Genomic DNA, 19,743 nt, shown 5'->3' with positions numbered 1-19,743 from the left:
AACGTCTGGACCGTCGACGAACCCGGCGCCATCCGCAAAATGACCACCCTCGGCGTCGACGGCATCATCACCGACTACCCCCAAACCCTCACCCAGCGGGGGTGACAGACCCACGAGCGGCCTGACCGCACGTTGGCGTTCGACGAGTTCGGACCGCTGGGCATCCGCCCGACCGCCGGCTCATGCCGGGCAGAACAGGGTCGGCCAGACCGACCGCCGGCGACGTTCCGCCGAACTCACGGGATCACCTATTTCCACGGCTGCTTCTCCGTCGGCGACGACCAAATGTGGGGGATCAACCGGCGCCGCAAGGGCATCGACCATACCTGGGCGGCCCTGCGAACCATCCGGGCCGCCCGCCCGGTCGGCGCCCCGATCTACGTGATCCTCGACAACCTTTCCGCCCACACGAACTGGCGGATGAAAAGGTGGGCGGCCAAGAACAAGGTCGAGCTGTGCTTCACCCCGACCTACGCCTCCTGGGCCAATCCCATCGAAGCCCACTTCGGACCGCTGCGGCAGTTCACCCTGGCCAACTCGAACCATCCCAACCATACGGTCCAGACCCGGGCCCTCCACGCCTACCTGCGCTGGCGCAACCAGAACGCCCGCCACCCCGACGTCCTCGCAGCCCAACGACGTGAGCGAGCCCGCATCCGCAGTGAGAAGGGTGTCCGCTGGGGAGGGCGTCCCACCACGATGGCGGCCTGAACGACTACACCTGCTCCTGATACACCCTGATCTCGGTCGGCTTGAGTCTGTGGATCGTTGCCCAGGTTGCCCGCTCGGTCAGTCCTCGAGCCCACTCTTCGAGATCGTCTCCGGCATCGTGGAAGAACCACGAGTCGAAGCTTCCGAGGTCCTCCAGGGCGGGTGCGAGTCCGTATCTGAACTCACAGTGGACCTGCACGTAATGGTCGTGATCACCGTTGGTGTCGGAGATCTCGAACTGTCGGGTGAGGTCCAGCGTGAATGCCGGAGGGCCGTCGAACGCGTGGGTCCCGTACTGGAACAGAAGACGGTCGGCGTCGGGTGTGTCCGAGACATCGAACAGCCGTCGGCCGAATCGGAGGAAGGCAAGCCAGAGGTCTTCGGTGACCAGGTCGTCAAGCGAGCGCTGTCCTGACCCCAGTTCGCCCTCAAGCAGTCCCACGGCCTCGTCCACCGACAGTCTCCGCGTCATGCCCGACCTCCTCGTCCACCGCAGCCGGGCTCAGCGTACTGACCCCGGTGAACCTTCTCGGTCAGACCACTAGCTAGGTTTTCTGCAAGGTGCGGCTGACACCCGCGACGATGGCGGTTGTCAGCACCCAGCCCGACGCGAGCAGCGCATAGGCCAACCATTGAGGGCCGGGGGCCGTCCAGTACCAAGCAGTGCGCTGCCCCAGACCCCCAATGGGAATCAGGAGGTCGAGGGCGTAGACGAGGGGCTGGAACGGTGGGCCCTCGCCCGGTTTCACCGGCGTCGGAGACTGTGTACGGAAGGCGAGGGTGCCCAGCAAGGTCAGCGCAAGGAGCCAGATCCCGGCCAGCCAAGGACGGTAGCCGTAGCCTACGGTCGCATCGAGCAGGTGGCCCCAGCCACGCGCGGGCAAGGGCAGGGCGCGGCGCCGGTGCCGCTGTTTTGCCAGGAGGACCCGGCGGGCGTCGTCGTCGTGGCCGATCGTCCGGTACCAACTCGCCAATTGCTCGTACGGTTGCGGACTGTAGCCCGGGCTGCGTCGAATCCAGGCCAAGCGGTAGTTCACGGAGTCGCGCCGCTCACCGGACTCCACCTTCTTGAGGGAGCCATAGACGAAGCCCTCCAGCTGCACCGTAGCCGGCCAGCTGTGCTCGCTGTCGCAGAGGTAGGACACCTGCGCCCCGGTCAGATCCACTGCACCGGTCGGTGGCCGGGCCAGGGTGAGGTCGACGTCGGCGGCCTGCATGAGCCGGCAGTGCAAGGCCGGTGCGTCCCCGTCGGGAGATCCGTTCAGGGTGCCTCCTTCGAAGCCCACGCGATCCGAGATCTGGGTGCTTCTCAGCTTCACGGTCCCGTTCGCGATGAATCCGTCGGAGAAGTCGAGCCGTGAGACCACTGCGTTGTTCAGGGCGAGCGCCACTCCGTGCGGTCCTGGGTCGTTAAGTTGTGAGCCCCGCATGTACAGGCCGCGCGGCAGCTGCGCTCCGACCAGCCGGATTTCTCCACGCGCGACGAATCCGCGGTTGCAGTAGATACCTCCTCCCATGACCAGACCGCCAGCGGCCATCGCCCATCCTCCGGGCGCACTGAGGTGAGCTCCGTTCAGGAGCATGCCGCCGCCAACCTTGGCGTCACTGAGCGATAGTGCAGTGCTGACGTTGTTGAAGGGCGAGGAAGCCAAGCTCTCCACGACGGAGCGCCGCAGGTCGAGGTTGCCCTCGATATGAGCTGAATCGGCCTCAATGCCCGGCACTCTGCAGCCCGTCATCCCGATGGTCTTGGCCGACGCTCCGAGCAGGTCCACCGCCGCCTCGAACCAGCACTCCTCGATCCACAGGGAATGTTCGATCTGCGCACCGGCCAGACTGAGGTGCCCGGCTATCCGCGCCCCAGCGAGTTTGAGGCATGCGACGGCGCCTGCCTGCGCGGTATTCGCGCCCAGTACGAGCGCCACGATCACGGCTGCCCGGACCGTACGGTCGGCACCCCACTCTCCCCCTCTGGAAACAAGGTCGGTCCCCGGCGTCCCCACACGCAGATCCACGCGGCGCCCCTCAGGGAACGCGTCCCACAGCGCACGCTCGGGCGGCGTCAGGTCGTTGTATGAGATCACGAGGGCAGCGTAGCGACCGTGCCGCGCACCCCGCCGCACCTCAGCGAACGAACAGAAGAGATCCATTCTGTTAGGAGTTCTTGGGCGGATCTAGCACCTGATGTGAGGCCCTGCCGTGCCCACTCGTTAGCGCTGGGCACGGTGTCCCGCTGCTCAGCGAGTGCGGTCCGCCTCGACGGGGCATGCCAGGGGCGTGGATGGTCGAGGGGAGTAGAGGTTCGTGACGCTCCAGCCCCGCGCGAATCCGGTAGATGACGAGGTCAACGCCATGCTGACAGAGTGGGGGAAAGCGGGGTGGGAGCCGGTGAACCATACGACTATGGCCTATCACGAGGGATTCCCCATCCACGTCTCCTTCCTGTTTCGGCACCGCGTCGTCTAGCTAGGCCGTTTCCTTCGGATCAGCTGCCTTTCGGTCCATGGCGCCGACGGCATGCTGGCTGCCGGTCGGATCGCCAACTCAGACGACCGGTGCCCCGCGGTCGAGTCGAATGCGGGGCACCTGGATTGGCAGAGAAGGGCTTCTAGTGGGGGGAGACCTCCGTCTTCGGCTTGCCGAAGTGCCACTCGTGCACGATGAAGCGGAAGTCCTTGAGATCGCCCTTCTCGTCGAAGCTCAGAGTGCCGGTCGGGGTCTTGAAGGTGCCGTCGCGGAGCGCCTTCGCGACCTTGTCGGTGTCTTCGGACCCGGCTGCCTCGATGGCCTGGGCGATCAGGTGGATCGCGGAGTAAGAGGGGAAGATGTAGGGGCCGGCGGCGTCCCTGCCGCCGGCCTCGATCGCGTCGACGATGGCCTTGTTGGCGGGGTCTGCGTCGAATGCCTTCGGGGCAGTGACCAGCAGCCCCTCGGAGGCGTTCTGGGCGATCTGGGAGATGGACTCGCTGGCACACGCCTCTCCGGCCATGAAGCGGGCCGTGAGACCGTTCTCCTGGGCCTGGCGCAGGATGAGGCCGAGCGCGGGGTAGTAGCCGCCCCAGTAGACGAAGTCGACCTCGTTCTGCTTCAGCTTCCGGATGACCGGGGAGAAGTCCCTGTCACCGGCGTTGACGCCCTCGAAGAGGACCGCCTTTACACCATTGCGCTCCAGCGTGTGCTTGACGACGGTCGCCAGGCCATCGCCGTACGGCTGCTCGTCGTGCAGGATCGCGACGCTCTTCGGCTTCACATGGTCGGCGATGTAGTTGCCGGCCACCTGGCCCTGCGCGCTGTCGAGGCCGATCGTGCGGAAGACGAGCCCGTAGCCGGGAGCGGTGATCTGCGGGAACGTGGACGCGGGCGTGATCATGACGACACCCTCGTCCTCGTAGATGTCCGAAGCCGGGGAGGTCGAGCAAGAGGCGACGTGGCCGACAACGAACCGCACGCCGTCGCTGATGGCCTTGTTGGCTACGGTGACGGCCTTCTTCGGATCTGCCTCGTCGTCGTACCCCGCGGGCTCCAGCATCTTGCCGTTGACGCCGCCTCTGGCATTGATGTCCGTGATGGCCTGCATGGCGCCGATGAACTGCTGGTCGCCGTACTGGGACACCGGGCCGGTCCCCGGACCCGCAATTCCGATCTTGATCGTGTCAGCCACTGCAACTCCCTTTTGAGCGATGGTCGGCCCGCTACCAGACACTGGCCAAGGATCGGCAGATGACTGGCCACCGAACCCAATCGCAGTTCATCGACACGCCCCACCATGGGCGTAGGCGCCATGCCGTGCCCATCCCGCCTTCATCCGAACGAGCCTGCACGGTCATCTCGGGTTGACCAGGTAGCTTCACCCAACCCCGCAGCAGTCCCTCCAGGTCATCTCGCTGACCAGATGAAGATGGCAGCGACGTGCAGCCCCGCGAGGTAGATGGTGGAGTTCTTGTCATAGCGAGTGGCCAGCCCGCGCCACTGTTTGAGCTTGTTGATGCACCGCTCGACGGCATTGCGCTGTTTGTATGATTCGCGGTCGAAGGCCGGTGGGCGACCTCCGGACCGACCTCTCCGCGTGCGGTTGGCCGCCTGGTCAGCGGGCTGCGGGATCACCGCCCGTATGCCGCGCCGACGCAGACAGCTTCGGATCGCGCGCGACGAATACGCCTTGTCAGCCAGATGAGCTGGCCCCGGATTCGTGAAGTCCCTGAAGCCAGGCTTATGGTCCTGGCCCGAAGGAGAACCCCGAGCAGTGCCAGCACCACGCAAATACCCGGACGAGTTCCGCGAGCGGGCCGTCCGCGAGGTCCGCACGACGGGCCGGCCGATCGCGCATGTCGCCAAGGACCTGGGCATCCACAAGGAGGCCCTGCGCGGCTGGGTCCGCCAGGCCGAGGCGGACGCCGGCGAACGCGACGACCGGCTGACCACCGCCGAGCACGAGGAACTGAAGCAACTCCGCAAAGAGGTAGCGGAGTTGAGGCGGGCTAACGACATCCTCAAAGCCGCGAGCGCGTTTTTTGCGGCCGAACTCGACCGTCCCCGGACGAGGCCGACCAGGTGATCGAGCACCTCAGGGACAAGGGCCTCGGGGTCGGGTTCGCCTGCCGGGTGCTGGGGCTGTCGGAGGCGGCGTACTGCGCGCGCGAGAAGCGGCCGAAGTCGGCCCGCCGTCTGCGCGACGAGCAGCTGAAGCCGCTGATCGAGCAGGTCCATGCTGAGTCCGGCGGCACCTATGGGGCCCGGCGGATCACCCGCGCCCTGCGGCGCAAGGGTGTGGTGGTGGCCCGCTGCACCGTCGAGCGGCTGATGCGCGAGCTGGGCCCGGAGGGCGTCATCCGCGGGCAGCGTCGCCGCACCACGGTGCCGGAGCCGTCGGCGCCTCGCCCGCCGGACCTGGTCGACCGCGACTTCACGGCCTCGCGGCCGGATCAGCTGTGGGTGGCGGACATGACGTATGTGCGCACCTGGTCCGGCTGGGCGTACGTGGCGTTCGTCCTGGACGTGTACTCGCGGATGATCGTCGGCTGGCAGGTCGCGAACCGCATGCGGACCGAACTGCCGTTGGATGCACTGGAGATGGCGTTGTGGAGACGGAGGATCAAGAAGGACTCCGGCCTCGTTCATCACAGCGACCGGGGGTCGCAAGGCGGATTCAACCGGTCGTCGCAACACCTTGATTTCGGAGGTGTTCAAGATCGCTACGGAGGACTGGAGCCGGAAGACCGGCGATGTGCCCGAGGAGCTTCGGCGGCAGTGGCGTGCTGATCGGGCGCTGAGGCCGGCGATGCGCTCGCCTGGCCGGCCTGATCCGCCGCGGGTGGTGCAGCGGCAGTTCTGGCGGCTGATCGCCACGGGCATCACGACGGCTGAGGCATCGCTGGCGGTCGGAGTTTCGGTGCCGGTCGGCTCTCGGTGGTTCCGTCACGCTGGCGGCATACCGCCGATCTCTCTGGCCGAGCCCACCGGCCGCTACCTGACCTTCGAGGAGCGCGAGGAGATCGCGATTCTGCGTGCCCAGGACAAGGGCGTGCGAGAGATCGCCCGCGCGATCGGACGTGATCCGGGGACGATCTCGCGCGAGTTGCGCCGCAACGCCGCCACCCGCAGCGGGAAGCAGGAGTACCGGGCCACGGTCGCTCAGCGGAAGGCGCAGCAGGCCGCGAAACGCCCGAAGGAGGCCAAGCTCGCGGGCAACGACAGGTTGCGTGAATACGTGCAGGAACGGCTCGCCGGCAGTGTCCGTCGTCCCGACGGCTCGATCGTCACCGGTCCGAAGACGCCCGCGTGGAAGGGGCTGAACAAGCCGCACCGGCAGGACAGAAGATGGGCGATGGCATGGAGCCCGGAACAGATCTCGCGGCGGCTTCGCGTCGATTTCCCCGATGATGAGTCCATGCGCATCAGCCACGAAGCGATCTACCAGGCGCTGTTCATCGAGGGCCGCGGTGCGCTCAAACGGGAGCTGGTCGCGTGTCTGCGGACCGGCCGGGCGTTGCGTACTCCCCGCGCACGGTCGCAGAACAGGCCGCAAGGGCATGTCACCGAGGACGTCGTCCTCAGCCAACGCCCCGCCGAGGCCGCGGACCGCGCGGTCCCCGGACATTGGGAAGGCGATCTGATCATCGGGGCCGGCCGCTCCGCGATCGGCACGCTCGTCGAGCGCAGCAGCCGCTCCACACTCCTGGTGCACCTGCCCCGCCTCGAAGGCTGGGGCGAGAATCCGCCGGTGAAGAACGGCACCTCACTCGGGGGCTACGGCGCGATCGCGATGAACGCGGCGCTCACCACATCGATGGCACAGCTGCCCGAGCAGCTGCGCAAGACCCTGACCTGGGACCGGGGCAAGGAACTCTCCGGCCACGCCCAGTTCGCCCTCGATACCGGGACGAAGATGTTCTTCGCCGATCCGCACTCGCCCTGGCAACGACCGACGAACGAGAACACCAACGGGCTGCTGCGTCAGTACTTCCCGAAAGGCACAGACCTCTCCCGGTGGTCGTCCGCGGACCTCGAAGCCGTCGCCCTGGCCATCAACAACCGGCCCCGCAAAATCCCCGGCTGGAAGACCCCGGCGGAGGTGTTCGAGGAACAGCTAGGCTCGCTACAACATCCCGGTGTTGCAACCACCAGTTGAACTCGCCCAGTATGTATCAATTCGGTATACCGAGAGGCTGTCCGAGATCGGCGCCTCAGCCTCGGTCGGCTCGGTCGCGGACAGCTACGACAACGCGATGGCCGAGGCGCTGAACGGCACCTTCAAGGCCGAGCCGATCGAGATGCAAGGCCCTTGGCGGGACGTCGACCAGGTCGAGCGGGCGATCTTCCAATGGGTCGCCTGGTACAACGAGGAACGGCTCCACTCCGCCCTCGACTACGTACCGCCCGCCGAGTACGAACGCGCCTGGTGGCGAGAACAGGAAGCCACCCCGCAGTCCGCCTGAAACAAGATCACCGGACTCTACGAAACTCGGGGCATCTCACTTCACGATGGCGGCAGCTCAGTGTTGAGCCTCTCGGCAGGCACTCGCTCGATGCGGGTCCATCCCCTCCAGCCCCGCTCCTCCAGGATCTCCAACAACCGTGCGGCGTGCGGTGAGGACTCGACCATGGTTGAGTCCAGCAGGTCGACGAACTGATCGTCGATGCCGTCGCCGGCACCCACCTCGCCGGCCTCCACAGCGCGGACCATCAGGCGCTCCATGATGTCGGCGACCTCGACGATCCGCGGATCGTTGGCCGGCCAGTCGAGCGCCCCGCTGAGAAGGCTGTAGAGCTTCACCATGTCGGGGTCGTTCAACTCCTCGTGTTTCTTGGCGATCACGGAGTCGATCGAGTGCGGCACCTGGGCGGCGATCATGATCCAGGCGTCCCGCTCCATCTCGATGTACCCCTCCTCAACGCCGAGACCGCGCAGCCGGTCGAGGTAGTCCACGACGCTCTGCGGGAGCGCCAGGTGCTCTCCGGCGGCGAGCTTGGCGAGTCGGCTGCGAGTGTCCTGCAGCCGCCGGATCTCGGCACGCAGGGCCTTGTCGATCTCCTGGACGCCGGCGGCGAACTCCTCCGGGCCGGCGGCGAGCAGTTCCTGCACCCGGGCCAGCGGCACGCCGGCGTCTGCGAGCGTGCGGATCCGGATCAGTCGCCCGACCGCGACCGCGTCGTAGGACCGGTATCCGGACCGGTCGCGCTCGGGTTCCGGCAGCAACCCGATCCGGTGGTAATGGCGTACCGCCCGCACCGTCACCCCGGCGTACGACGCAAGCTGGCTGATGGTGAGCATGGGTCTCAGCCTGCCTCAGGCGATCTTCCGGCGATAGGCGGCCATCGCGAAGACGTACGCCACGACGAGGATGCCGACGCACCACGCCAGGGCGGTCCAGATGTCGTCACCGACCGGCTGCTGGGCGAACAGGTTGCGGATCGTGTTGACGATCGGCGTCACCGGCTGATGTTCGGCGAACCAGCGCACCGGGCCGGGCATGGTCTTTGTGGGCACGAACGCCGAGCTGACGAACGGCAGGAAGATGAGGGGGTAGGCGAACGCGCCTGCTCCCTCGACCGACGACGCGGAGAGCGCGGGGATCACGGCGAGCCAGGTCAGCGCCAGGGTGAACAGGAGCAGGATGCCGGCGACCGCGAGCCATGCCGACACTCCTGCCCCTGAGCGGAAGCCCATGAGCACAGCGACGCCCACGACGAGCACGAGCGCGATCAAGTTGGCGACCAAAGAGGTGACGACGTGGGCCCACAGCACACCCGACCGCGCGATCGGCATGGACTGGAATCGTTCGAAGATCCCGCTCTTCACATCGGTGAACAGCCGGTACGCGGTGTAGGAGATGCCTGAGGCGATGGTCATGAGCAGGATGCCGGGCAGCATGTAGTTCACGTACGGAACCGACCCGGTATCGATGGCGCCGCCGAACACGTAGACGAACATCAGCATCATGGCGACCGGCGTGATGGCGGTCGTGATGATGGTGTCCATGCTGCGTGTGACGTGACGCAGGGTCCGCCCCGTGAGCGCGGCAGTGTCGTTGAAGAAGTACGTGGTCATCCTCGCCCCCCAGTTGTCGTGCCAGTGACGTCGCTCTTGTCGCTGCCGCCGATGACTGCGAGAAAGACTTCCTCGAGAGTCGGCTGCTTCTCGACGTACTCGACCTTGGCGGACGGGAAAAGCTGCTTGAGCTCGGCGAGGGTGCCGTTCACGATGATCCGACCCTGGTGGAGGATCGCGATCCGGTCGGCCAGCTGCTCGGCCTCGTCCAGGTACTGTGTGGTGAGCAGCACCGTCGTTCCATGAGCGGCGAGCTCCTTGACCGCGTCCCACACCTCGATGCGCGCCTCTGGGTCGAGTCCGGCCGTTGGCTCGTCCAGGAAAATCACCGGCGAATTCCCGATGAGGCTCATCGCGATGTCCAGCCGGCGGCGCATCCCACCCGAATACGTGGACACTCGCCGCGCGCCCGCCTCGCTCAGCGAGAAACGCCTCAGCAGGTCATCCGCAGACGCGCCAGGGTCCTTGAGGTGGCGCAGCCTGGCGACCAGGGCGAGGTTCTCCCGACCGCTGAGGATCTCGTCGACGGCCGCGAACTGCCCGGTGAGACTAATGGACTCCCGCACGTTCGCCGCTTGCGTGGCGACGTCGAAGCCATTGACGCTCGCCGCCCCCGCGTCGGCTTTCAGGAGCGTGGCGAGGATCCTCACGGTCGTGGTCTTGCCCGCCCCGTTGGAACCGAGCAGGGCGAAGATACTGCCCGGCACCAGGTCGAAGTCCACACCGCGCAGCACTTCGAGCTTCCCGTACGACTTCTTGAGACCTTGCACGCGAATCGCCGGACCGGCGATCGATTGGTCTGTCATGGTCATCTGCCTCCTTAGCGGAGATGTTCCAGGCGACTGCGCGGAAGCTCCTCCTGGAAGGATGGAGGGTTGACCCAGCGTCAAGGTCAAGCCCGTCCCGACCACGGCACTCAGATCGCCTACCGGCCAGACGCACTGCAGCGATGACGGGCCGCTCGCCCCGAGCCCGTTCGGCCGCGAACCCGCCCGCGAGGCCGTACCGTCGGCGCTCTTCCCGCCGTCCGCCTCGGTCCTGGACTGCGTGTGGCCCGGGACGGGGCGGCGGGGCGCCGAAGACGTCCGGCACTACGCGCTGGCCGGCCCCGTCGTGAAACGGCAGCACGAGCCGGGACGGGTGCGCCGGATCGGGGTAGCTCCGTCACCTCGTCGTGGGAGTCCCGGCGCCGTGGCAGAGCCGTCGCACGCATTGACATGGACGCGTCTCCGCGCAACGCTGAGAGCGCTCTCAGAATCGGTACGGACCAATTCCCCCCACACCCGCACGGAGGTGGAGAGTGCTCTCCCGACTCAGACACCGTCTGCTCGCCGTGGCCGCGGCCGCAGGCCTGACCGGCGCCCTGCTCACGTTCGGTGCCGCACCGCCCGCGGACGCCGCGGTGCCCGCCACCATCCCCCTGAAGATCACCAACAACTCCGCCCGCGGCGACGCCGTCCACATCTACAACCTGGGCACCTCGCTGACGACAGGTCAGCAGGGCTGGGCGGACGAGAACGGCACCTTCCATGCCTGGCCCGCCGGCGGCAATCCCCCCACTCCCGCACCGGACGCGTCCATCCCCGGACCGGCCGCCGGACAGACCAAGACGATCCGCATCCCGAAGCTGTCGGGACGCATCTACTTCTCCTACGGCCACAAGCTCGACTTCCGGCTGGCCACCGGCGGCCTGGTCCAGCCCGCCGTCCAGAACCCGAGCGACCCCAACCGCGACATCCTCTTCAACTGGTCCGAGTACACGCTCAACGACGGCGGGCTGTGGCTGAACAGCACCCAGGTCGACATGTTCTCCGCTCCCTACACGGTCGGCGTGCAACGCGCCGACGGCGGTGTGACCAGCGCCGGCCGGCTCGAGGCCGGTGGCTACCGCGGAGTGTTCGACGCGCTGCGGGCGCAGCCCGGCTGGGGCGGACTGATCCAGACCCGGCCCGACGGCACCGTACTGAGGGCGCTCGCGCCGCTGTACGGAGTGGAGACGGGGGCGTTGCCCGCCTCGGTCATGGACGACTACGTCAACCGGGTGTGGCAGAAGTACGCGACGACGACGCTGACCGTGACGCCCTTCGGGGACCGGCCCGACACCAAGTACTTCGGGCGCGTGTCGGGCAACGTCATGAACTTCACCAACACCTCCGGCGCGGTCGTCACCAGCTTCCAGAAGCCGGACGCCTCCAGCGTCTTCGGCTGCCACCGGCTCCTGGACGCGCCCAACGACCAGGTGCGCGGGCCGATCTCCCGCACGCTGTGTGCCGGGTTCAACCGCTCGACGCTGCTGAGCAACCCCAACCAGCCCGACCCGTCGTCGGCCGGCTTCTACCAGGACGCCGTGACCAACCACTACGCCCGGATCATTCACGACCGCATGGCCGACGGGAAGGCGTACGCGTTCGCCTTCGACGACGTCGGCAACCACGAGTCGCTGGTGCACGACGGCAACCCGGTCGAGGCCCGGCTCACGCTCGCCCCGCTCGACTGACCCGCCGGCGGCTACGAGTCCGCCCCCGTCCCCCGCCGGTGCGGTGGAGGACGGGGGCGGTGTGGTGTCAGGCGCCGGGCAGTACGCCGGTGCGGGCGACCTCGGAGTACCAGCGGGCACTGGCCTTGGGGATGCGGGTGCCGGTCGGGTAGTCGACGTAGACGGCACCGAAGCGCTTGCTGTAACCGTGGGCCCACTCGAAGTTGTCCAGCAGGGACCACAGGAAGTAGCCGCGCACGTCCACGCCGTCCAGGATGGCCTGGTGGACGGCGGCCAGGTGGTCGCGCACGTAGGCGATCCGGGCGGGGTCGTTGACCTGGCCGGCGGGGTCGGCGTAGTCGTCGAAGGCGGCGCCGTTCTCGGTGATGACGAGCGGCAGCCTCGGGAAGTCGGCGGACAGGCGGCGCAGCAGGTCGTACAGGCCGCTCGGGTCGACGGCCCAGCCCATCGCGGTGGTGTCGCCGGGCGGCTGGTGGAAGGCGACCCGGTCGGCTCCCGGCCAGGGGCTGTGGGCGCTGTTGCCGTGCCCGTCGGAGGTGTGGGCGGCGCTGCCGTCGGTCTCGGACACCACGGTGGGCGTGTAGTAGTTGACGCCGAGGAAGTCCAGCGGCTGGTGGGCCTGGCGCAGGTCGCCGTCCTGGACGAAGGACCAGTCGGTCAGTGCGGCGGTGTCCTTGAGCAGGTCCTCCGGGTAGGCGCCGTTCAGCATGGGGCCGGTGAAGACCCGGTTGGCGAGCGCGTCGATCCGGCGGGCCGCGTCGACGTCGCCGTCGCCGCCGGTGAGCGGGCGGACGTGGTGGACGTTGAGGGTGACCGACACCTGGGCGTCGGCGCGCACGCGGTCGCGCAGGGCCTGGACGGCCAGCCCGTGCGCCAGGTTCAGGTGGTGGGCGGCGCGCAGGGCGGCGACCGGGTCGGTGCGCCCGGGGGCGTGCACACCGGAGCCGTAGCCGAGGAAGGCGCTGCACCAGGGCTCGTTGAGGGTGGTCCAGGTCCGCACCCGGTCGCCGAGGGCGTCGGCGGCGAGGGCCGCGTACTCGGCGAACCGTTCGGCGGTGGCTCGCTCGGGCCAGCCGCCGGCGTCCTCCAGCTCCTGGGGCAGGTCCCAGTGGTAGAGGGTGGCGACGGGCTGAATGCCCTTCTCCAGCAGCTCGTCCACCAGGCGCCGGTAGAAGTCCAGGCCCTTCTGCACGGCGGGGCCGCGGCCGGTGGGCTGGATCCGGGGCCAGGCGAGGGAGAAGCGGTAGGCGCCCAGGCCGAGTTCGGCCATCAGGGCGACGTCCTGGCTGCGCCGGTGGTAGTGGTCGGTGGCGATGTCACCGGTGTCGCCGTTGCGGACCCGGCCGGGCGTGCGGGCGTAGGTGTCCCAGATGGACGGGGTGCGGCCGTCCTCCGTGGCGGCCCCCTCGATCTGGTAGGAGGCGGTCGCGGAGCCCCAGAGGAAGCCCTTGGGGAACGTGCGGGCGGCGTCCGTGGTGGATGCGGTCTGCTGTGCTGCGGTGACCACGTAAGTCCTTTCAGTGGTGGGTGAGTGCGCGGGGCGCGCGCCCGATGAAGTGGTGGCGTACGGCCCCGGACGGCGCGGGGCCGGGCCGCACGGCGGCGAGTCAGCCCTTGACGGCGCCCGCCATGATGCCGCTGACGATCTGGCGGCCGAAGACGACGAACATCGCCAGCAGCGGCAGTGTGCCGAGCAGCGCGCCGGCCATGATCAGCGACTGGTCGCGGACGTAACCCGCGCTGAGCTGGGTGAGCGCGACGGGGACGGTCGGATTGGTCATGTCGAGGACCACGAACGGCCAGAAGAAGTCGTTCCACGCATGCACGAACGTGATCATGAACAGGACGGCCATCGCGGGCCGCGCGATGGGCAGCACGATGCTGAAGAAGATCCTGAGCGAGTGCGCCCCGTCCACGCGGCCGGCCTCGACGAGTTCGTCCGGCAGCGCCTCCGTCAGGTACTGCCGCATGAAGAACACACCGACCGCGCTCACCAGCGTCGGGAAGATGACGGCGGGCAGCTGCTGCGACCAGCCGAGGTCGGCCATCATCATGAACAGCGGTACGACGGCGAGCTGCGGCGGCACCATCATGGTGCCGATCACCAGCATGAGCAGGGCGTTGCGTCCCTTGAAGCGCAGCTTGGCGAAAGCGAACCCGGCGAGCGTCGCGAACAGCACGGTGGACAGGGCGATCACCCCGGCCACGATCAGGCTGTTGATCATGGCCTTGCCCATCGCCGCCTCGTCCCAGGCCCGGGCGAGGTTGCTGAACAGGTTCGGGCCGGGCAGGAACGGGGGCGGGGTCTGGCTGACCCGGGTGTTGTCGGTGGACGCGGCCACCATCGTCCAGTACAGCGGGAAGATCGACAGGATCGCCATGACGGCGAGCAGCACATAGGCGAGGGGTCCGGCGTGGTGCTGGCGGCCCGCGCGCTGGCGCAGCAGCCGGCGGCCGCCGCGGCCGCCGGCCCGCACGGCGGGGGTCCGGGCCGGGGCATCGGTCCGGGCCGGGAGACTTTGGGTGGTCATGACGGCTCCAGGTCAGGACGTACGGGAGCGCAGGCGCTTGACGACGCGCTGCACGACGAAGACGAGGACCAGCAGCATGAACATCGCCCAGGCGACGGTCGCGGAGCGGCCCATCTGGTAGTTCTTCCAGCCCTCCTCGTAGAGCAGCAGGCCCAGCGTCTGGTACTGGTTGTCCGCGCCGCCGGTGACACCGTTGGGCCCCTGGCCGAAGATCAGCGGTTCGCCGAACAGCTGGGTGGCGCCGATCGCGGAGAGCACGATGGTGAAGACGATGGTGGAGCGGATCCCGGGGACGGTGACGTGGATGAACTGCTGCCACCGGGAGGCGCCGTCGAGGGAGGCCGCCTCGTACCGGTCGGCGGGGATGGCCTGCATCGCGGCCAGGTAGAGCAGCGCGTTGTAGCCGGTCCAGCGCCATATGACGATCGTGGAGATCGCGATCTGGGCGGGCCACTTGTCGGCCTCCCAGTCCACCGGGTCGATCCCGACCGAGCCGAGCGCCCAGTTGATCATGCCGAAGTCGCGCTCGAAGATCATGGTGAAGACGAGGGCGGCCGCGGCGACCGAGGTGGCGTAGGGGACCAGGGAGGCGACCCGGAAGAACAGCGAGGCGCGCATCCGGTAGTTGAGCAGGTGCGCCATGCCGAGCGCCATCATCAGCTGCGGCACCGTGGAGATGACGCCGATGGTGATGGTGTTCTGCAGCGCGTTCCAGAACCGTGAATCGCCCCACAGCTCCACGTAGTTGTCGAACGCCACCCACTCCATGACATCGAGGGTGGCCAGCTCCACGTCGTGCAGGGAGATCCACGACGTGTAGATCAGGGGGTAGAAGCTGAACGCGGCGAAGATGATGAAGAACGGCGCGACGAACGCGTACGGGGCGCCCTTGATGTCGAGCCGGTGCCAGAGCGCGCCGCGTCGCCGGGCGGTGCTCTCGCCGCCCGTCCGGGGGGTCGGACGCGGAGGCTCGTCCCCGGTCAGCGCCTTGGTGGTGGAGGTGGCCACCGGTCTTCCTTCCTGAGAGCGGATGGATGGGCCTGGCGCCGGGCCCGCCGGCCAGGACCTGATCCTGGACGCGGGCGGGCCCGGTCGGCCTCGGGAGCGTGCGGTCAGCCGACCGCCTTCTCGATGCGCTCCCCGGTGGTCTTCCACGCCTCGTCACGCGTGGCGTCGCCCTGCTCGATCAGGGCCAGGCCCTGGGAGAAGGTGTCCTTGATCGTGCCGTCCTTGCGGCCGAGGACCTGCTTGTCCGGGATCTCCTGGGCGGCCGCTGCGAAGATCTGACCGATCGGCGCGCCGCTGAAGTACTCGGACTTGGCGTTCTTCACCTCGGGGCTGTCCAGCGCCGTGCGCGAGGAGGGGATGTTGCCGATCTCCTTGAAGATGTGGGCCTGCTGCTCGGGCGCGGTCAGCCAGGCGACGAGCTTCTTGGCCTCCTCCTTCACCGGGCTCTGCTCGACCACACCGAGGAAGGAGCCGCCCCAGTTGGCGCCCTTGGGGGCCTTGGCAACGTCCCACTTGCCCTTGTTGGCGTCGCCGGCCTTCTCGCTGATGTGGCTGAGCATCCACGCCGGGCACACCGCGGTGGCGAAGGTGCCGTTGGCCAGACCCGGGTCCCAGCCCGGCTGGAACTGGCGGAGCTTGGCGGTCAGACCGTCCTCGGCCGCGTCGGCGGCGAGGTTCCAGGCCTCCTTGACGGCCGGGTTGGTGTTGTAGATCAGCTTGCCGTTCTCGTCGTAGTACTGCTCGGGGTAGCCGTAGACCATGGCGTTGAACAGGCCGCTGGCCGCGTCCATGTAGGCCACGTCGCCGTCCTTGAAGCCCTTCTTGAAGGTGCGGCCGACCTCGACGTACTTGCTCCAGTCGCCCTCCCAGAGCTTGGCGACCTCCTCGCGGTCGGTGGGCAGGCCCGCCTTCTCGAAGTAGTCCTTGCGGTAGCAGACGGCCATCGGGCCGATGTCGGTGCCCAGGCCCAGCACCTTGCCGTCCTTGGTGGTGATCTGGGACTCCTTCCACGGCAGGAAGTGGTCGGTGCCCTCGACCTTGGAGAAGTCGGCGAACTTGTCCGCCTGGGTCTCCGTGATCTCCTTGGCGCGGCCGATCTCGATGCCCTGGATGTCCTTCAGGCCCTTGCCCGCCGCGAGCCTGGTCTGCAGCGCGGTGTAGTAGGTCTGCTCGTCACCGGCTATCTCGGCCTTGATGTCGACATTCGGGTTCTCCTTCTCGTACTGCTCGAGGAGGCCCGTCTCCTTGATCCCCATCACCCCGTACATGCCCATGGTGATGGTGACCTTGCCGTCCTTCTTGCCACCGCCGGTGGCCGAGTCGTCGCTGCCGCCGCAGCCGACGACGAGTGCCAGCGCGCCGACGGCCGCGGCCGTCGCCACCGCCCTTCTGCGCAACGAACCGAAAGTGCCCATGGATCTTCCTCCTAGCGACGGCGCTGACACATCGGAGTGACGAGTTCTGCGATGACTACTGCGATGGCTACAGCGATGAGAGACAGCGGCTCGAACAAGGGCTGGGAACGTTCCCATTTTGATGGGCACGTTCCCAACGACGCATCGAAGACTCATGGCTCCGATGCCGATCTGTCAATGACTTGAACGCAAGTTCCCGCAGCCGTCCGCACGTCGCGTTCGCCTCCCGATGGCCCGGGGGTGCTGCGCCGGCCGCGGTGTCTGCAAGAATTGCCGCAGGTCACCTCCGCGGCAGGCACCGCCGCCGCGGCCGCCGAGGGGGGAGCACATGACCGGCAACCGCCGTCCAACGATCAAAACGGTCGCCGCCCGCGCCGGTGTGGGCCGCACCACGGTCTCCCGTGTCGTCAACGGTTCGGAGCTGGTCAGTGCCGATGCCCGGGAGCGAGTGCTTGCGGCGATCAAGGAACTGAACTACGTTCCCAACTCGGTCGCCCGCGGTCTGGTCACCAACCGCACCAACGCCGTGGCCCTGGTGATCCCGGAGTCGGAGAGCCGGCTCGGCTCCGAGCCGTTCTTCGCCGCGCTGATCCGCGGGGTCAGCGGCGCCCTCGCCGAGAGCCGCACCCAGTTGCAGCTGATGCTCGTCCGCGACCAGGCCGAGCGCGACCAGCTGACCGAGTCGGTCGCGACCCGTCGGGTGGACGGCGTGCTGCTGGTCTCCGTGCACTCGGAGGACCGGCTGCCGGGCATGCTGGAGGAGATGGGCCTGCCCACCGTGCTCGCCGGCCGCCGCGACGCGGGCGAACGGCTGAGCTACGTCAACTCCGACAACGCCGGCGGGGCCGCCGCCGCGGTGCGGCACCTGCTGGGCAGCGGACGGCGACGGGTCGCCACCATCACCGGCCCGCTGGACATGGACGTCGGCCGCAGCAGGCTGGCCGGCTGGCGCACCGCGCACACGGAGGCGGGCGTTCCCGCCGCAGAACTGCTCGTCGAGGCCGGCGACTTCACCGAGGAGGGCGGCGCCAACGCCATGCGTTTGCTTCTTGAACGCGCCCCGGATCTGGACGCCGTCTTCGCCGCGTCCGACCTCATGGCCGTCGGCGCACTGGCCGAACTGCGCCGCTGGAAGCGGCAGGTCCCGGGGGATGTCGCCGTCGTCGGCTTCGAGGACTCCGTCCTGGCCCGGCACACCAACCCGCCGCTGACGACGGTGCGTCAGCCGGTGGAGGAACTGGGCCGGACCATGGCCCGCATCCTCACCGACATCACGCAGCACGGCTCGCCCCGGCAGCAGACGACACTGCCGACGGAGCTGGTGGTACGCGAGTCGTCGTAGGAACCGACGCCGTTACGACGCGGCCGGCTGCCGTACGAGCCGCTCCAGGACCCGCCCGCGGAGCAGTTCGTACTCCTCGCCAAGTCGGCGGATCTCGGGCGGCCGGGGAACGACGGTGCCGCCGACGACGGTCTCGTGCGGGCCGAACTGCCCGCGGGTCAGGTCGACTTCCAGGACCGGGCCCAGCCGGTTCCACCAGTGGTGATCGACCCGCTCGCCCGCGACGTGCACCTCGCCGCGGATCAGCTGGCCGCCCAGCAGGTCGATGAGCACCAAGGCGGTCACGCCGCACTGGTCCCTGGCCGGGTTGTCCGCGGTCCACCGCGACCGGAACTCGGGTGTGCACGTCTCGGCGCTCCAACTGTCGCGCACGGCCCGCTCGACGTCGATGAGAAGCAAGGGTGTCATGCGGTGCATTCTGTCGGCGGGCACTGACAGTCGCCCGTGACGAGGACGGTCCGGCCGAGCCGCAACCTCACCGGTCCGGGAGGCACGCCCGGGCGATGGACAGGCTGTTCTCGTAGAGGTGGTGCCGGGTGATCCGGCCGGCCTCGACGGTCAGCCGCAGAGCGAACGGCCCCTCGAAGGACTTGCCCGTCGCTCGTACGGTCCCGGACAACCGTCCCATCAGGACGGCGTCCGTGCCGTCGACGAGGAAGGTGTCGACCGAGGCCCGTGCGTCCTCGGGCACGGTGTGCTCCGCCAGTTCCGTGAACTGGGCGGCCGCCTCGACCCCGGTGGAGCGTGGCCGTATCCACGGGACGGCGGGGTTCTCGGCGAGCAGCCAGTCGACCTCGTCGGCGAACAGCTCGACCAGCCGCCCGGTGTCCCCGGCCATGCGGGCGGTGAGGAAGTCGCACACGACGGAGCGGGTGACCTCGGCGACCTGGTCCCCCGTGGGTGCGGTGCGGGTGTCGGACATGCTGTGCTCCTCGTTGCGGTGGGCCGTTCCGGCCGGTGTTGCCGTCGGTGGGTCCGATCCTGCCGGGACGGAGGGGTACGGTCGATTACCCCGCGGGTAAGGCGGGCGGCCGGGCCCTCGTCGGAGGGTCGTGGCCCGACGTGCACCCGACTGGCCCAGTCCGCGCCCGGCGGGCGTTTCCCCCGGGTCCTTGGGTCGTTGGGACGGGCATGATCAAGAAGCTCGCCTGTGTCTCCGTCCTGGCCGGCGCTCTGCTGGTCTCCGCTCCGGTCGCCGAGGCGGCCCCGGAACCGGGGCCGTCCACTGGTGTTCCCGGTGGTCAGCTCCTCGACAGCCTTCTCGGCTCGCTGGAGGTGGGGCACCCGGCCACCTCCCCGCAGTCGCTCCTGCCGCAGGGCCTCCTCGGCCGCTGAAAGGCATGAGGCGGGAGGGGGTGATTGCGCGCAATCACCCCCTCCCGCCTCTGATGACCGGTTCGACGCTCCGCTCCACCGGCCCATCCCGGGACCGCCAGACCGCGTCAGGCTTCCCGTAACCACGGTCCTGGAGCCTCCAGGGAGTCATTCGAACGCGGGAGGCTCCAGTGAAGTTTCCGAGCAAGAGGCGCGCCGGTGCCGTGGTGGCCGTGTTGAGTGGTGTGGTGCTGGCGTTGTCGTCGACGCCCGCGCAGGCCACGACCGACGGCCCCCAAGTCATCGCCCACCGAGGCTCCTCCGGCATGGCACCCGAGAACACCGCCGCCGCCATCGACCTCGCCGTCCGCCAACGC

The 19,743-nt window shown here is 68.4% G+C and carries 21 protein-coding genes and 2 pseudogenes; 10 read left to right on the top strand and 13 right to left on the bottom strand.

The genetic code is table 11. The features are described 5' to 3' along the window. On the top strand, positions 1-105 hold a 105-nt coding region (locus tag AB0P07_RS36155), incomplete at its 5' end, for a glycerophosphodiester phosphodiesterase family protein (protein WP_365558541.1). 6 nt (positions 106-111) lie between these two features. Continuing rightward, a pseudogene (locus tag AB0P07_RS36150) lies at positions 112-711 on the top strand (transposase); the annotation flags it as partial. Positions 712-715: 4 nt separating this feature from the next. Here AB0P07_RS36150 and AB0P07_RS36145 read toward each other — a convergent pair. From AB0P07_RS36145 to AB0P07_RS36130, 4 genes are all read right to left on the bottom strand, one after another. Next, positions 716-1,183 (bottom strand): hypothetical protein, encoded by a 468-nt coding sequence (locus AB0P07_RS36145; RefSeq protein WP_365558535.1) that lies wholly within the window; start codon positions 1,181-1,183, stop codon positions 716-718. A gap of 73 nt (positions 1,184-1,256) precedes the next feature. Continuing rightward, positions 1,257-2,795 carry an oxidoreductase gene (locus tag AB0P07_RS36140; RefSeq protein WP_365558532.1) on the bottom strand — a complete coding sequence of 513 codons (1,539 nt, stop codon included), beginning with the start codon at positions 2,793-2,795 and terminating at the stop codon, positions 1,257-1,259. A gap of 524 nt (positions 2,796-3,319) precedes the next feature. Then, the gene (locus AB0P07_RS36135) at positions 3,320-4,414 is read right to left on the bottom strand and encodes a high-affinity branched-chain amino acid ABC transporter substrate-binding protein (RefSeq protein WP_365558529.1); all 1,095 of its coding nucleotides are present in this window, start codon (positions 4,412-4,414) and stop codon (positions 3,320-3,322) included. A gap of 173 nt (positions 4,415-4,587) precedes the next feature. Beyond that, a complete protein-coding gene (locus AB0P07_RS36130; protein WP_365558526.1) occupies positions 4,588-5,058 on the bottom strand; it encodes a transposase in 471 nt (156 codons plus the stop codon). On the opposite strand from AB0P07_RS36130, the gene AB0P07_RS36125 reads away from it, so the two are divergent. From AB0P07_RS36125 to AB0P07_RS36110, 4 genes are all read left to right on the top strand, one after another. Next, a complete protein-coding gene (locus AB0P07_RS36125; RefSeq protein WP_365558524.1) occupies positions 4,955-5,266 on the top strand; it encodes a transposase in 312 nt (103 codons plus the stop codon). The two genes, AB0P07_RS36130 and AB0P07_RS36125, sit on opposite strands and share 104 nt — an antisense overlap. Continuing rightward, positions 5,263-5,970: an IS3 family transposase gene (locus tag AB0P07_RS36120; RefSeq protein WP_365558521.1), complete on the top strand. Its 708-nt coding sequence runs from the start codon at positions 5,263-5,265 to the stop codon at positions 5,968-5,970. Before AB0P07_RS36125 ends, AB0P07_RS36120 begins: the two co-directional genes overlap by 4 nt. A 169-nt stretch (positions 5,971-6,139) precedes the next feature. After that, positions 6,140-7,339 (top strand): IS30 family transposase, encoded by a 1,200-nt coding sequence (locus AB0P07_RS36115; RefSeq protein WP_365558539.1) that lies wholly within the window; start codon positions 6,140-6,142, stop codon positions 7,337-7,339. Then, positions 7,323-7,646, top strand: coding sequence for an integrase core domain-containing protein (locus AB0P07_RS36110; RefSeq protein ID WP_365558518.1), 324 nt, complete (start codon positions 7,323-7,325; stop codon positions 7,644-7,646). The genes AB0P07_RS36115 and AB0P07_RS36110 overlap by 17 nt, the downstream gene beginning before the upstream one ends. A gap of 41 nt (positions 7,647-7,687) precedes the next feature. On the opposite strand, the gene AB0P07_RS36105 is transcribed toward AB0P07_RS36110, so the two are convergent. The 3 genes from AB0P07_RS36105 to AB0P07_RS36095 are packed head-to-tail and all read right to left on the bottom strand — an operon-like array spanning position 7,688 to position 10,065. Then, a complete protein-coding gene (locus AB0P07_RS36105; RefSeq protein WP_365558516.1) occupies positions 7,688-8,482 on the bottom strand; it encodes a MerR family transcriptional regulator in 795 nt (264 codons plus the stop codon). Between the two features lie 15 nt (positions 8,483-8,497). Next, a complete protein-coding gene (locus AB0P07_RS36100; RefSeq protein WP_365558513.1) occupies positions 8,498-9,259 on the bottom strand; it encodes an ABC transporter permease in 762 nt (253 codons plus the stop codon). After that, a complete protein-coding gene (locus AB0P07_RS36095; protein ID WP_365558537.1) occupies positions 9,256-10,065 on the bottom strand; it encodes an ATP-binding cassette domain-containing protein in 810 nt (269 codons plus the stop codon). The genes AB0P07_RS36100 and AB0P07_RS36095 overlap by 4 nt, the downstream gene beginning before the upstream one ends. A 494-nt stretch (positions 10,066-10,559) precedes the next feature. On the opposite strand from AB0P07_RS36095, the gene AB0P07_RS36090 reads away from it, so the two are divergent. Then, positions 10,560-11,756: a glycoside hydrolase family 64 protein gene (locus AB0P07_RS36090; protein ID WP_365558511.1), complete on the top strand. Its 1,197-nt coding sequence runs from the start codon at positions 10,560-10,562 to the stop codon at positions 11,754-11,756. Positions 11,757-11,823: 67 nt separating this feature from the next. Here AB0P07_RS36090 and AB0P07_RS36085 read toward each other — a convergent pair whose 3' ends face one another. From AB0P07_RS36085 to AB0P07_RS36070, 4 genes are all read right to left on the bottom strand, one after another. Beyond that, on the bottom strand, positions 11,824-13,263 hold the full coding sequence (locus tag AB0P07_RS36085) for a GH1 family beta-glucosidase (RefSeq protein WP_365558508.1): 1,440 nt from the start codon (positions 13,261-13,263) through the stop codon (positions 11,824-11,826). Positions 13,264-13,363: 100 nt separating this feature from the next. Then, entirely contained in the window at positions 13,364-14,287 is a 924-nt protein-coding gene (locus AB0P07_RS36080) for a carbohydrate ABC transporter permease (protein ID WP_365558505.1), read from the bottom strand. 12 nt (positions 14,288-14,299) lie between these two features. Further along, entirely contained in the window at positions 14,300-15,295 is a 996-nt protein-coding gene (locus AB0P07_RS36075; protein ID WP_365558504.1) for a sugar ABC transporter permease, read from the bottom strand. Between the two features lie 104 nt (positions 15,296-15,399). Further along, positions 15,400-16,710, bottom strand: coding sequence for an extracellular solute-binding protein (locus tag AB0P07_RS36070; RefSeq protein ID WP_365558502.1), 1,311 nt, complete (start codon positions 16,708-16,710; stop codon positions 15,400-15,402). 328 nt (positions 16,711-17,038) lie between these two features. Here AB0P07_RS36070 and AB0P07_RS36065 point away from each other — a divergent pair, with 328 nt between their 5' ends. Continuing rightward, complete coding sequence (locus tag AB0P07_RS36065) at positions 17,039-18,052, top strand: LacI family DNA-binding transcriptional regulator (protein WP_365558499.1); 1,014 nt, start codon at positions 17,039-17,041, stop codon at positions 18,050-18,052. 12 nt (positions 18,053-18,064) lie between these two features. On the opposite strand, the gene AB0P07_RS36060 is transcribed toward AB0P07_RS36065, so the two are convergent. Together AB0P07_RS36060 and AB0P07_RS36055 are read right to left on the bottom strand one after the other, a co-directional pair. Beyond that, on the bottom strand, positions 18,065-18,460 hold the full coding sequence (locus tag AB0P07_RS36060; RefSeq protein WP_365558496.1) for a hypothetical protein: 396 nt from the start codon (positions 18,458-18,460) through the stop codon (positions 18,065-18,067). Between the two features lie 67 nt (positions 18,461-18,527). Next, positions 18,528-18,974 carry a nuclear transport factor 2 family protein gene (locus AB0P07_RS36055; RefSeq protein WP_365558494.1) on the bottom strand — a complete coding sequence of 149 codons (447 nt, stop codon included), beginning with the start codon at positions 18,972-18,974 and terminating at the stop codon, positions 18,528-18,530. A gap of 209 nt (positions 18,975-19,183) precedes the next feature. Here AB0P07_RS36055 and AB0P07_RS36050 point away from each other — a divergent pair, with 209 nt between their 5' ends. Next, positions 19,184-19,387 (top strand): hypothetical protein, encoded by a 204-nt coding sequence (locus AB0P07_RS36050; RefSeq protein WP_365558492.1) that lies wholly within the window; start codon positions 19,184-19,186, stop codon positions 19,385-19,387. A 206-nt stretch (positions 19,388-19,593) separates the two neighbouring features. Further along, a pseudogene (locus tag AB0P07_RS36045) lies at positions 19,594-19,743 on the top strand (hydrolase); the annotation flags it as partial.

The organism is Streptomyces sp. NPDC085944, from assembly GCF_040686295.1.
GTDB lineage: Bacteria > Actinomycetota > Actinomycetes > Streptomycetales > Streptomycetaceae > Streptomyces > Streptomyces salinarius.
This window is presented reverse-complemented; position numbering and strand designations above follow the sequence as displayed.